Annotated in this window: 12 protein-coding genes; 7 read left to right on the top strand and 5 right to left on the bottom strand. The window is 35.1% G+C overall.

The features are described from left to right. Window positions 1–25 precede the first annotated feature (25 nt). The 3 genes from nusG (at window position 26) to ACXAEY_RS25270 (ending at window position 3,132) form a co-directional block, all read left to right on the top strand. Window positions 26–592, top strand: coding sequence for a transcription termination/antitermination protein NusG (gene nusG / locus ACXAEY_RS25260; protein WP_474816327.1), 567 nt, complete (start codon window positions 26–28; stop codon window positions 590–592). A gap of 25 nt (window positions 593–617) precedes the next feature. Continuing rightward, on the top strand, window positions 618–1,349 hold the full coding sequence (gene tmk / locus ACXAEY_RS25265; RefSeq protein ID WP_474816328.1) for a dTMP kinase: 732 nt from the start codon (window positions 618–620) through the stop codon (window positions 1,347–1,349). Window positions 1,350–1,491: 142 nt separating this feature from the next. Then, complete coding sequence (locus tag ACXAEY_RS25270) at window positions 1,492–3,132, top strand: putative polysaccharide biosynthesis protein (protein WP_474816330.1); 1,641 nt, start codon at window positions 1,492–1,494, stop codon at window positions 3,130–3,132. Between the two features lie 17 nt (window positions 3,133–3,149). Here the strand turns inward: ACXAEY_RS25270 and ACXAEY_RS25275 are convergent, their stop codons facing one another. From ACXAEY_RS25275 to ACXAEY_RS25285, 3 genes are all read right to left on the bottom strand, one after another. Then, window positions 3,150–3,449 (bottom strand): ATP cone domain-containing protein, encoded by a 300-nt coding sequence (locus ACXAEY_RS25275; protein WP_474816332.1) that lies wholly within the window; start codon window positions 3,447–3,449, stop codon window positions 3,150–3,152. Window positions 3,450–3,525: 76 nt separating this feature from the next. Further along, the gene (locus tag ACXAEY_RS25280; protein ID WP_474816334.1) at window positions 3,526–5,382 is read right to left on the bottom strand and encodes a toprim domain-containing protein; all 1,857 of its coding nucleotides are present in this window, start codon (window positions 5,380–5,382) and stop codon (window positions 3,526–3,528) included. Window positions 5,383–5,510: 128 nt separating this feature from the next. Then, window positions 5,511–7,412: a pyruvate formate lyase family protein gene (locus ACXAEY_RS25285; protein WP_474816335.1), complete on the bottom strand. Its 1,902-nt coding sequence runs from the start codon at window positions 7,410–7,412 to the stop codon at window positions 5,511–5,513. Between the two features lie 79 nt (window positions 7,413–7,491). On the opposite strand from ACXAEY_RS25285, the gene ACXAEY_RS25290 reads away from it, so the two are divergent. Next, window positions 7,492–7,929, top strand: coding sequence for a cell division protein SepF (locus tag ACXAEY_RS25290; protein WP_474816337.1), 438 nt, complete (start codon window positions 7,492–7,494; stop codon window positions 7,927–7,929). A 45-nt stretch (window positions 7,930–7,974) separates the two neighbouring features. On the opposite strand, the gene ACXAEY_RS25295 is transcribed toward ACXAEY_RS25290, so the two are convergent. Then, a complete protein-coding gene (locus ACXAEY_RS25295; RefSeq protein WP_474816339.1) occupies window positions 7,975–8,619 on the bottom strand; it encodes a sigma factor-like helix-turn-helix DNA-binding protein in 645 nt (214 codons plus the stop codon). A gap of 373 nt (window positions 8,620–8,992) precedes the next feature. Next, window positions 8,993–10,855, bottom strand: a complete 1,863-nt coding sequence (locus ACXAEY_RS25300) for a single-stranded-DNA-specific exonuclease RecJ (protein WP_474816341.1) — start codon at window positions 10,853–10,855, stop codon at window positions 8,993–8,995. A gap of 121 nt (window positions 10,856–10,976) precedes the next feature. Between ACXAEY_RS25300 and ACXAEY_RS25305 the strand changes: the two genes are divergently transcribed. From ACXAEY_RS25305 to ACXAEY_RS25315, 3 genes are all read left to right on the top strand, one after another. Next, the gene (locus ACXAEY_RS25305; protein ID WP_474816343.1) at window positions 10,977–11,327 is read left to right on the top strand and encodes a hypothetical protein; all 351 of its coding nucleotides are present in this window, start codon (window positions 10,977–10,979) and stop codon (window positions 11,325–11,327) included. A gap of 2 nt (window positions 11,328–11,329) precedes the next feature. Further along, window positions 11,330–12,262 (top strand): hypothetical protein, encoded by a 933-nt coding sequence (locus ACXAEY_RS25310; RefSeq protein WP_474816345.1) that lies wholly within the window; start codon window positions 11,330–11,332, stop codon window positions 12,260–12,262. Between the two features lie 63 nt (window positions 12,263–12,325). Further along, the gene (locus ACXAEY_RS25315) at window positions 12,326–13,078 is read left to right on the top strand and encodes a hypothetical protein (protein ID WP_474816346.1); all 753 of its coding nucleotides are present in this window, start codon (window positions 12,326–12,328) and stop codon (window positions 13,076–13,078) included. Window positions 13,079–13,085 lie beyond the last annotated feature (7 nt).

Genomic DNA, 13,085 nt, shown 5'->3' on the forward strand with positions numbered 1-13,085 from the left:
ATTAACTTATAAAGGGGAGAATTTTATGGAGGAAGAAAATCAAAATAACAAGCAAAATCAAGAAAAAGGATGGTATATTGTAGTAGTTAATCAAAACTATGAATTTAAGGTCATGAGAGACTTAACTAAACTCTCAAAAACAAACAGGTACAAAGATTTAATTTTTCGAGTGTTTGTTCCAAAAGAAACATATGAAACCAAAAAGGGACAACTTAAAGAAAAAGTAATGACCGGATATGAGAGATATGTGTTTGTAGAAATGATTTCAAACAACGAAACATACCATGGAGTTAAGACACCAAGCGGAGTAAGGCATATACTTGGGCACCCTAAACCTCAACCTGTACCAGAGGAAGAAGTTCCCTTGCATATTGGTGGGTATATTGAACATAAAGGGTTTGAAATTGGAGATAGAGTGAAGATCATCTCAGATAATAAAGGTGAGCTAAATAATTCTGAAGGTTTTATTATGGAAATTGATGTTGATAAAGGGGAAGCGGTTGTGGTAGTATCCCAAAGCAATATCAATTCCATTCCTGGCGACACCAGAGTTCAAGTTCGGTGCTATCTTGTCGAAATTAGTAAGCTCTGAGGTAGATTAAGTGGAGGGTTAGCATATGTCAAAAGTATTTCGATACATAAATTTCACCGGTCCAGACGGAAGCGGGAAAGATACAACATACAATGAGGTAATTAAGAAATTCCCTAATGCTACCAAGCTCAGAGAGCCTGGTGGAAGTAAAGAAGCTGAAAAAATTCGTTCAGTTATATTAGACATAGAAGATGACAATCGCTTATCAACTATTGAATATTTGCTAAACAGTGACGAAGTCTTAGAGATTACAAAAGAATACCTTCGTAAAGCATATAAAGAAATTGAAGAATCAGGGATCACTAGTGTGGCGGAAGTATATTTGTATGCTGCTAGTAGAGCTCAAACAAATCGAACGATCGTAAAACCTACTGTCGAAAATGGAGGGCTAGTCTTCGGGAGTCGCTCAGTGGCTTGTTCGATGGCATACCAAGCAAAAGCGAGGGGTCTTGGATATGATTTTGTTTGGGAACAAAATCAGAAGGCGTTAAACGTTTTGCCTGATTTGGAAATATACTTCGATATACCAACTGATGTAGCATTGAGTAGGTTGGAACAAAGAACGGGAAAACAAGATCGACTAGACAATGAAAGTATGAGATTCCATAGTTTATCGAAGTTAGGATACGAAGAATATTATGAGAACCACTGTCCTTATCAAATGGAGAAGATAGACGCTTCAGGTTCTAAGGATGATGTCTACGAAGAGGTTATTGCGGTATTAAGAAAGTACAACATATTGAATGTTGATGATTGAGAGGGGTAGCCCTCTCTTTTATTATTTTGCAAGGAAAAATATAAGGATAAGGAGATATGACAAAACATCTGAAGCGAACCTCGCCTTTTCAAGTTTAAGTTTTTATACTGGTCGTACCCAAAAAGAAAAGGTGTTGAAGTAGTTGAGCAACTTAATACGTGGCACATTTATATTAACTCTCGCAAGTACAATCTCAAGGATATTAGGTTTTATATATATTGTCCCTTTTACTTTTATTGTTGGGACGAATGGATATATACTTTTTGAATATGGTTATAAACCATACATCTTAATGATAAGCATTTCGACAATGGGCGTTCCATTAGCGATGTCTAAGTTTGTAGCTAAGTACAATGAGCTAGGGGACTATAGGACAAGTAACCGCCTCTTTAAATCAGGATTGGTCGTAATGGGTGTTACTGGTTTAATCGCTTTTACTACACTTTATTTTTCTGCACCATATATAGCTGAATTATTAGTAGATGGAAGTTCTAAAACAGGAAATCATGTAAGTGATGTGATTTATGTTATAAAAATGGTCAGTTTTGCTCTCTTAATAATACCCATAATGAGTCTGATGAGAGGTTATTTTCAAGGGTTCGAATCGATGGGTCCTACTGCTGTGTCGCAAGTTATAGAGCAGATCGTTCGGATCATGTTTATTCTTTTGATGAGCTTCATAATCATCTATATCAATTCAGGAGAAATATCAAAAGCTGTAGGGTTCGCGACATTTGGCGCATTCATTGGCGGTTTGGCGGGGCTTGTCATATTGGTGATTTATTATGTGAAAAGAAGAAGTTACTTTAAAGAAAAAATAAATTCTAGTAAAAACATACCTAACCTGTCTTTGGTACAGATGTATAAGGAACTTGTTACATACGCAATACCATTTGTGATAATAGGGTTAGCTCTGCCATTATTTCAAATAGCAGATACGTTCATAATCAATGCAGCATTAACTAGTTCTCAAGTAGGGTATGAATTAGTTGAGGCTGAGCGGGTGAACTCAATTATCGCATTGGTTCAAAAAGTAATATTAATACCTGTCTCGTTGGCAACTGCATTCGGTTTAACCCTTGTTCCGGCTATAACAAAATCTTACACCTCAAAAAAGTGGGTACAGCTTAAAGGGAAAATCAAGAAGATATTACAAATCATAATATTTTTAATCGTGCCATCATGTATCGGTCTATCACTATTAGGAAAACCAATATTCGTGATGTTATTCGGACTTCAAAATGCGGATTTGGGTGGATACGTCATGACATGGCATGCGCCTACATCGCTATTATTTGCATTATTCATTGTAACTGCAGCAATACTACAGGGGGTTAATAAACAAAAAGAGGCAGTTGTGAGTTTGTTTTTAGGGTTCTCTTTTAAACTACTTACAAACTACTTTTTCATAGTATTGTGGGGCTCTTTAGGAGCCATCATAAGCACTAACATCGGTTTCTTGATTTCTATCGCAATAAATTTCTATATTATTAATAAGGTTATTGGGTTTGGTTTTCATGAAATCAAAGAAGTTACCCTGAAAGTATTTCAGTTTGGTTTTATTATGGCGATGTTGCTACTGATAATAAATGAACTTTCTGATGCAATTCTAACAAGTTCCGATTATACTACCGCTATAATAAACGTAATAGTTGGAGTTTGCTTAGGTGCATTCAGTTACATTATACTATCCTATAAATTTGGCACACTATCTTTGGTCTTCGGAGATAACGTGGAAAAGTTGTTTGAAAAAATAAGTGTGAGAAAAAAACATGAAGGCTAGCCTTCATGTTTTTTTAGTTAAGCGCTCCTTTCCTGTGTCCGTAGGTTTCTATAGATGATATAGTTTTTAGCTGACTTTTTAAAATTGTATGCCATCAAAGTTTCTTCTACTATATCCTGAATCTTTTCAACCTCAGGGATCTCTCTAGGATATGTTTGAATAATCTTCTCAACAATAGAAGCAGTTATCCTTTGAGCTATATATAGGTTCCCTTCGTCTGCACTTTCAAATGCTCCTAGTATGGCGTTAGTTATTCTATTCTTATCAAATTTATCTAAATCACCGGTTCGGTTGTAACAAAATTTGGGGTATCTCATTAGAACCACCTCCTTAGTGGAAAAATTTTAGCATGTAAATAAAATTGCAAGAAAAAAAACCCCAAAATATTTGGGGTTATGCTGTACGATAAGTATTAATTTCGCTTATTGGAGCCAAGAAATTAATGAATTCTCGAACTCTTGAATTTTTTACTTCTTCAATATCACCTATAAAGGCTTTGTAATTACAATCTTTCAACTCACTTAGGATTGCATTTCTCCCTTCTTGTGACATTTCATTATCAATTGCGATAGAGGAGGCGGTAATGCCTTTGAATTTCTCGATGAATAAATCATGATTATCTTCAAGGAGAACCACATTCCTAATACCTTGTTCGTGTATGGTGGAGTAAAGTTCCGGAGATTCTGTAACTAGCATCCAACTTCTGTCACTAGCTTCTTCAAACCCTTTAACTATTTCATCTTCGCGACTAGCTCCTAGCCAAGAGGCTTGTAACAACTCTACATTGATACCTGTAATGTCAGCTACTTCTAGAGCTAACACACCTCTTAGTTCCCTAGGAATTCGTCTTAAATAAGGATAGACTCTTTTCAGCTCAGTGAAAATTTTAGTGTTCGTAGACAGGTCTTTTCCTTCTAGTTTGTCAACAACCATGAAAGCCTCGTAACTTACTGCTTGTTCTTTGTATTTTTCGAAAATAGCCTTTGTTTCAGTTCCGTGGTTTTGCAATAACTCGTTTGGATCTGTGTCTACTAAACGAATTACCATTACCACAAATCCTGCATCTACTAATTCTTGTCCTTTTTTCGCGATAGCAGCTTTACCTGGTCCGTCTGGATCAAGACATAGGTAAACTGTCTGACAGAACTTTTCCTTAGATTGATCTCTGTAATTCTTGATCATTTGAATATGTTCTGGTGTTAGACCGTTAGTACCTCTTGCAGTGATTGAGTTATCAATATCTAGACAAAGTAATGTAAACCAATCCATTTCACCTTCAAGAAAGATAATCTCTTCATTCTTTTTCGCAACACTCCAATTTACAGGCTCAGATACTTTTCCTGATAAACGGTTATGACCGTACTCTGGGTTCATGCTGCGAGAGTAGAAGTTAACAATCTTTCTATTAGAAAAGTAGGGTATAACTACTGAGTCTAAGACTGTATCCCTAACAGAATCTTTGTATTCCTTGATTACTCCAGCTTTGAGCATTTGTTCTTTAGAGTAACCTTTTTTCAATAGATGATTGTAGAGCATCTTAATGTTCGTTTTTGTACCTTTTGAATAGTCTCCAAATGCTGCAGGTGAAAACCCAACTTTATAGGTTTTAACGAGTTCAAGAAGCTTATGTTTATCAATTGATTTGAATCCACGTTTTTCCAATAAGTAATTCCACGCATCTTCTCGCTTATCGTGGTTCAGTAACAACCAATGGTAGTATTCTGCTGACGTTTGACGTATCTTTTGCGTGATTTCTTCTTCTGTGAGCTCTCGTTTCTCTCCTTTGCCTTGTAATTGGATATTTAATTCGTCTGCATATTCATTTATCAAGTAGTTTAGTGCGTTCATGTACGCTTTTTTTCCATCATGGTCATCACGATCTTTAATTTGGAAAACTTCAATTTCGTTAGTTAAACATGCTACAAGTTCAATTAGATCTAAATTGTGATCATTAACAGGGCAACCTGAATAATAGCAGTATGCCGTATTAGTTTCTTTGTATAAAGTTAGGTGGGAATTTTTGTGCCCATTTTCGTTATGAAAATAGCATTTTCCCTGAGATATCTCTGTACTTGGGCTGTGATCGATATTTCCATATTGTACTGTACCGTCTGAATTAACTTTAATATGGCTGTTTTTTATAGACTTAGGATTTATTTTACCTCCTAAATTCAAGTCCTCTAGTGTTTCGCTGATTGCTAGTGTACTTAAAATACGTTCTTTGGCAGTTTGGATATTTACAGTTTCCATAAAACACACCTCTCTCATTAGATTTTCTTTTTAAGGTCATTATACATGAAAACAAAAATTTATTAATAAAAAGATATGTAATATTATAATTGTTAAAAATTACAATATTACATATCTAATTTATGTGTTCACCTATACAAAATCCCGTTCTTGTTCGATATGGAATGGTTAGTAGAAATATTTATTTCGGTAATATTATTTTTAATAAGTTGTTCGATATCATCGAACCCTATCGCTAAGTTTTCATTATGTAGGCTTTTAGGGAAGAGGGCGGGGATGTATTCCGGTGCTATCGTATTTTCGAATAGACCATCTTCTGTTTGAGACAGGTCTAACATCTCTTTATCATAGAATCTGATGAAAGGTCTTCCGTTCTTATGTATAGGAATTCTCTTTAGTTCCTTTAATATGAATGATGATATTTGAGATGGAAGGGAAGGGTCTATTTTTTGTTCTTTCAAGACCTCAACTTCTTCTATTCTCCCTTTGTTATCTCTAACAACATTGAAGTTGCCTTCTTTAACAGCGGATAAGATCTTGAGAAAGGTGGAGAAGTTACTGAAACCAAATTGAGCTTTGTAGTAGTTAAGATTGTTCATTAAGGATTTGCGAATAGTCAATTTCAAGTGGGTCTCATTCAAATAGAAAAGGACATTAATCATTTCAGCATATAGCGTTAAAATATGCTGTGAAAAATCTTTAAATCTCCTCATTACATCATCAAGTGAGAAGTCATCAGTGCGTAGTGGTTGTGTAATAGAAGCAAGATTGATTTTTCCTTCTGTGGATTTGCCACCGTTAATAGAGAGATATAACAATTTTTCTAGGTCACAGCTCCCGCCGTCCAGTACAATATCTTCGCCTGGTATACCCGCTTGTCCATATGGGAATATACACTGGTCTTTCTTATTTTTAAATATCCTCGTACTAAAGAATGTTACTGGTATTCTTTGTTTTAATAATTCTTCACAGAACTCTTTAAATGGCAGTGGTGTTGAAGGATCAACTAGAATTCTCACGGAGAAAGGGTGTAAATTAAAGTTTTTTACAGAGTGAAGAAAACGATAAGTGGTCTTGGTAATATACGTTCCTCCGAAAGTTTCACCCATAAAGAACGGTTCAGCTTTGTGATGAATTGGTATAGAGGGGGAGACTACAAAGCGTATCAAACATAACTTTATATAAAAGTGGTCTATTAACTCTTGAGCACTTTCTTCGCTTATCACCTCGTTCTCAATGTCTGCGTGTATGAAGATGTCTATAAACGGTATGATCTGAGTTAAAGAGAAAGGGACTGAGGGGTTTTCAATTACTGATGCTAAGATTGTTAAGTAACATACACTAATGGCTTTTTCAGCTGAATTAGCAGGTGTTGAGACATCCACCCCATGCTTTTTACAGAATTTCTCTAACTCTTTGAGAGCATCAATTTCCTCATTAAAAAGAATTCTTCTTTCTATCCATTCAGTTGTTTTTAAATGCTTTTCTAATGACTTCAAATAATCTTTCTTATCCTTGATAATTGCCTTCGTCCCATAGAGTGCAATTTTGCGTACATCGGGATGTATAAGGCTGGGTGTAAAGTTAGAAGGAGCATATTTAATTAAATCAATTTTGAACAATTTTTGAAACTCACTAGTAGAAATATCTTCAAAGATATCGTAAACGGTTTTCATTTTGGGGATTTCAGGATACTTGTCAAAGCGGTAATACCCTAGCAGATCTCTGGGGGTCTCGCTGAATCCATAACGTTTTTTTAAACTTTTATCTTGGACACCTGGAATCAATTGATTTAGTGCAGAGTTTTTATCATGTTTGGTATCTCGCATAGATGAAGGGGTAGGTTCGATGTTTCTAGTTTCAGTATGTATTAACGTAGTTGCCTCTTTTAAAAGGGAATTGGTTTTTTCTGTAGGAATACATAAAAAATAGGGGCTCTTAAAAAAAGGTTTTTTATTCAAATCCACAAAATCATTAGTGTCGATGTGGTCAACCCATTGCCCTGGGATAAAGTTGTCGTAATAAGACATAAGCATCACCTCGAAGAAATACTAACAACTTTGTTGGAAAAATCAATAAAAAACAAAAACATTAAGGAGGCATGAGGATATGAAGGGATTTGTAAAAGATTTTATTAAAGTAGTTAATCCGTCTGACGAAGCACATGATAAACAAGAAACAGCTCCTAAGGCTGAAAAAAATAATGTGCAAGACAAACTTCATGATTTTAAATTGAAGAGGGGTCTGAGTGAAACGAAGGAAGAGTCTGCAAGTAATTCAAACCAACTTAGCTCAGCGATTGTTAAAGAGGCTACAGTAAGGTGTAGGTTGGTAGAACCTCAAGATGAGAGAGATGCTTTCTTTGTTGCAGACCTAATTGAAGATAAAAAAATAGTATTAATTAAACTTGAGAACCTAGAGCACGAAACAGCGTTAAAAATTCTACATACAATCTACGGAGCTGCATATAGTCAAAAAGTTGATCCTAAAAAAATTGGTGCAAAGCTCATCCTTATTGATCCTACTAAACCAGAAGACTTGAGGTAAACAATAGCAAAACTTCATATGGTTTATTTGAAAAGGAGCATATTATTATGCTCCTTTTTCTTCGCTTAAATATTCTTTTTTTAGTTGTAAAACAGCGTAAATGCTACTGTCGAATTGTTCTGCTATCTCCTTAACGCTCTTATTCTTGCGGAAATACATATCCAAAAATACTTCCCTGGTTAACTTTTTTGGTAGCTTTCGGTACGATTTGGATTTCCGCGAATGTATGCCATATTTTTTCCTCAACGAGTTTACTAAAGAAGGTGAAAATCCGTATATCTTACCTATTTCATGATCTGTTAATAGTTCACTATTATAAAGTTCATCTAAATCTTTAGCGGATATTATATCTGTGGATTTTTTAACTTCTAATTTAATCGGTATGACGCCTTTTTCAAAGTCGTTTTGATACTTTGCAATCATCCTTGTGACCCTGCTGCGATTCAAATTAAACCGGTTAGCTATCTCTTCAACAGTAAAATTTCTATCTAGAAACTTTTTCAGTGTGAGAGGATCAATCACTTTTCGCCTCACAATACTGCCGTGTATATTTTCATACTCCTTTTTTAATTGGTGCACACGTTGTCGAGACACCTGATACAGTTCGCCTATTTCTTCTAGAGATTTATTTTCTTTTTTATATAATTGTATGAACATTTTATATGTAAGTTTCTCTCGTAATGGTTTCAAAGCGCACCTCCTCCAAAACATTTCGAAGAGTTTACTAGTGCACCAACCAAATTGTCAAAGAAATGGAAAAGAAAAACTTCTGGTTCCCAGAAGTTATAACTACGATTCTTTGTTTGCTATTTTCATTATTCGGGTGGTTGATTTGGTTAAACAGTTCTTACATATAGGGTAGTAATGATTTTCGTGAGTTTTATTAAGTTCAATGTCATCCTTTTCTAAGGGTTGATAACATGAAGTGCATTCATTGTAGGTAATATTCAAAGAAACACCTCCTCGCCGAAAATAACTTACAACATATGGTATTTCTTGGCAATTTTTTAATCGTTTTTTTCAAAAATAAAAAACCTGTTTCTTAAACAGGTTTTCTAAATTCTCAAATAAACCGAATATCTTCTATACCTAGTTGAAGAGTGGTATTGCCTCTAAAGGTATTGGTCTGTGCTTTATATAAGATATTGGCTTTAGGATTTCCGGGGCTATTCAAGAGCGCATTTTCGTATTTTGCGGAAATTGCTTCTCCGTCAGAGAATTTAATGCCTTTTATTTTTTGGGTGCCATCGGTTACAGTAATAATGCATCCTTTGCCTTCCATGATCGGCTTAAATTCTTTAATTTCAACTTCATCTGTTCTAAAAAGAGGTTCTCTGTTACCTTGTCCAAATGGTTCGAGCATTTTAAGGTAATCAATCATCTCAAACGTCACATCTTCCAATTCTATTTTTGCATTATAGGATAGAACCGGAGTGAATGCTTCTGATTCGTGCTCTGAGCAAGCCTCTCTAAAGGCATCTCTAAATTCCTCAAATCTCTCTGGTTCTAACGTCATACCAGCTGCTTGAGAGTGCCCTCCGTGAACAAATGGTCCAATTACACGCTGAACCTTTTGCATCATGTTAAGAACATGAATTCCTGGGATAGAGCGAGCACTTCCTTTTAATACCGTCTTTCCATCAACTTCTACTGGGGCGAGAGCTATAGAAGGGCGATAGTAATGTTGGCAAAGCTTACTAGCTACAAGTCCTGCAATACCAATATGGAATGAATCCGACTGTACGGATATTCCAAAATCATAGGCTTCTTCTCCAACCGCTTCAAAAGATGAGAATACCTCATTACAACCATCAGATGTTTGTTTCTTCCTCAATTCGTTTATATCGCGTAACTCTTTAGCTTTTTCAAAAGCTTTTTCGTAGTCTCTCTCAATTAATAGCTCAACAGCAGGTGTGGGATCTTCAAGTCTACCTGGAGCATTAAACAATGGACCGATGCGGAAACCAACATGACCTGAATTAATATCTTCATCAATTCCGGTAATTTCTTTTATAGCGCCCAACCATGGCTTGGGTTTCTTATTCATGATGTTTATCCCATAATGACTCATTGTGCGAACTTCGAAATCAATAATTGTTTCGTGGCTAGATTTTTTAAAATCTAATTGTGGAACAAGATCCGCTATCAAACCTATCGCTACCAAGTCTAATAGGTTGTAGAGTGGGTTTAGGTTTTCGCCTCTTGAAATAAATAGAGCTTCAAAGAGTTTAAATACTACTGCAACTCCGGATAAGGATTTGTTTGGGTAAGGATCACCTAGACGATGTTGATTTATCACAGAGAAGGCATCCGGTAAAATAATATAGTCCTCGCCGTATAATTCCTTAACGCCCGATTCTGGAGCTTCGCTAAGTTCATTTCCTTTTAGAACCAATGGTTCGTGGTGATCGGTTATAATTAAGTCCGCTGCGCCATCCGTCTGTTTAATTCTTTTGGAAGTGTCGAATTCTTTAATCCCTGTATCGCCTGAAATAATTAAATCGTATTCTTTAGCGAATTTCTCTACATTCTTGATGTTTAACCCATAACCATCCTCAAAACGATTAGGTACATAATAGTCCACATCAATACCAAGGAGTCTAAAACCCTCAATGAAAAGAGCTGTGGTGGTCACACCATCAGCATCATAATCGCCGTGTACAATAATTTTTTCACCGTTATTAATAGCTTGATTTATCCTATGTATTGATTTTTCCATATCTTTCAAAAGAAAGGGGTTATGTAATTGCATTGGTGTAGGCTTTAAATATTGATACGCCTGATTTGGGTTGTCTATCCCAATCGAAAGTAGCAATTTTGAGATTGGCAAAGGGAAGTCCTTATAAACTCTTTCCAAATTTGAAGAGAGGTATCTTGCTTTGTCTTCTGAAATTTCTTCTGATTTCCATATCTTTTCCTCGCTCATACTAACCTCCATATATTAATAAAAAATATTATTTAATGATAAATATAACATAATTGTTCAATACCAAGTCGTGAAAAATAACTTTTCATATTTTATAATGCAATTAAAAGGGGTGCTGAGGATGAATTTGAGATTAGATTTGGACCGCCATTCAAAGGAAAATGGGTTTGATAGGTATAAAGCGATTCTGAAAGCGATTCTGAAATTTGAAGCAAATACTGGTGTGAGAATAAAAGATGATGCGTCTTTTGAATTAAGAGATAGTCAATGGGGAGTACAAATATTTGATATCGGTAGGATAGGTGATCATTATTTTTTCGGCTCTAAAACAGAATCTGGTGAATGGTTGTACGAACTATTCAAAAATAAAAATTCGATAAGAATGTATTTCACTAAAAATATTCCTACATTAGAGCACAGAGGTTATTGGTTGAGTGAGTTGGAGGAGTTAGGGAAAAGAAGGAGGACTTAAATATGGTTACGGATAGGCAATATAATAAAGAAATAAACAAAATTACAGAAATGGTAAGAAAAGAAGGCGTGTTGGATGAAACGTCGCAAGTATTCACGAATGAATTTTTACTGATGATTACAATTGGAGAAAAGATTATTTTCCAAGAAATGAGGATTGCAGTCCTGGAACGAGCTATTAAGGAATTTCATGCAGAGGAGTTGGATACGCCAAGTAACTACAATGATTCCATTCAACATAAGAAAGAAGAGGTACAAATCCTAAAAGAGGTTTTTGCAAAATATGCAAAGGAAAATGTTCAGTCGTTTACTAAAACAGATATGTTGGAATTTGCTAATCAGTCTAAATTGAATACTCAACAATTCGATGAGTATGAGGACAAGAGTGATTTGGTTTATAATCATCTTCAATCCAAAAATAAAAGTCAAAATGAGAGTACAGATAGGATCGTGAAAGCTTATACAGCAAGAAAGGTTATTGACCTGCTTTCAAAAGACGTAAAGGAGAGTATGGCGGTAATGTTAGTGGACGAAGCTGGCAATGGTCCTACCGATAATTCAATAATTGCTAAAAATTTTATCAGAAATATTGGTGTCAGCATGGATTTCGCTAATAAATACATATACAAGGAACTAAGTGACGAATATCGTCCGTTTTTCAACTACCTTTCAGAACATAATACCTACTTCAACAAAGAAGTCGACTACCAGATGGAGTGGTTAATAGATGAGGCGAGTACGTATACAATGACCAGTGTTCGGGCTGCTAAATTTGCAGAACAGGTTATGAGGATTTTTTCAATAGGTTTTCATATAGAAGATGAAAAGAGCAGGGAAGAGTTCCAAATGAAAGAAGGGCTTAAACTACAACAGATATTTCTTTCACTACCTAAAAGTACGAGTGGCTTTAATGAAGAGACACCACCTTGGTTGTAAAAGAAGCTGCTATAACCTAGCGGCTTCTTTTTTATTATGTTAGAAATAGCTGGGGTGATAAGAATGACGTATTATTATTTTGTGTTAGCGGTTCTAATATTGTTTTTAACTCTTCTGATAAACAAGATTCGTAAACAGAAGTTACTGCAAGAAAGAATAAATATTAAAAAAGACAATAGAGAGAAATACATCGTAAAAGTGAAAGATAAAGCCTTTGATGAAAATGGTTTTAATGGCGAAACAAAAAAAGAAATTATATCATGTGAAAAGCTTAGATTGGAAATATTGGAACGAGTTACGCGAGAGGATTACGAAGAAGAAGAGATCAATGAGGAATTGGAGAAGTATATGGACATGAACGTTCAACTAATGGCAAGGATGAAACAAGGTGAAAGTGAGTGGGAGAAAGCGCTGGAGAGATTAGAAGATGTAAAAGCAAACGGGGTTTCAATTATAAGTGAAAGTAATTACTATCCTCATGAATTCGCATACCAAATCAATGATTTAGGTAAATATAAAGAGGAAATCAACACAAATATTCAAGAAGATCCTTTGCATAGCACTGAAGAAGTCCTAAATCACTTAGAGGAGTTTAATCAAAAACTCTTAGCTTATCAAGAAATTAAAACGTCCATATTAAATACAATAGAAAACTCAACTGAAATTATGGAAGGGCTTAATACTGAGATGAAAAAAGACATAATTCAATTAAAACAAGATTTATATCTAGGTTTACAGAGTGGAAATATAAGTGATTGTAAAAGACTAAGTACAAAGTTGAACAATACACTAAAAAGAGCGAAAGCTAATTATTAATAGCTTT

Source organism: Anaerobacillus sp. ABA4_114 (genome assembly GCF_056159065.1).

Bases quoted from the DNA above. Each gene is read 5' to 3' on its own strand.
- nusG (WP_474816327.1), top strand. From the start codon at position 26: ATGGAGGAAGAAAATCAAAATAACAAGCAAAATCAAGAAAAAGGATGG.
- tmk (WP_474816328.1), top strand. From the start codon at position 618: ATGTCAAAAGTATTTCGATACATAAATTTCACCGGTCCAGACGGAAGC.
- ACXAEY_RS25275 (WP_474816332.1), bottom strand. From the start codon at position 3,449: ATGAGATACCCCAAATTTTGTTACAACCGAACCGGTGATTTAGATAAA.
- ACXAEY_RS25280 (WP_474816334.1), bottom strand. From the start codon at position 5,382: ATGGAAACTGTAAATATCCAAACTGCCAAAGAACGTATTTTAAGTACA.
- ACXAEY_RS25285 (WP_474816335.1), bottom strand. From the start codon at position 7,412: ATGTCTTATTACGACAACTTTATCCCAGGGCAATGGGTTGACCACATC.
- ACXAEY_RS25290 (WP_474816337.1), top strand. From the start codon at position 7,492: ATGAAGGGATTTGTAAAAGATTTTATTAAAGTAGTTAATCCGTCTGAC.
- ACXAEY_RS25300 (WP_474816341.1), bottom strand. From the start codon at position 10,855: ATGAGCGAGGAAAAGATATGGAAATCAGAAGAAATTTCAGAAGACAAA.
- ACXAEY_RS25305 (WP_474816343.1), top strand. From the start codon at position 10,977: ATGAATTTGAGATTAGATTTGGACCGCCATTCAAAGGAAAATGGGTTT.
- ACXAEY_RS25310 (WP_474816345.1), top strand. From the start codon at position 11,330: ATGGTTACGGATAGGCAATATAATAAAGAAATAAACAAAATTACAGAA.
- ACXAEY_RS25315 (WP_474816346.1), top strand. From the start codon at position 12,326: ATGACGTATTATTATTTTGTGTTAGCGGTTCTAATATTGTTTTTAACT.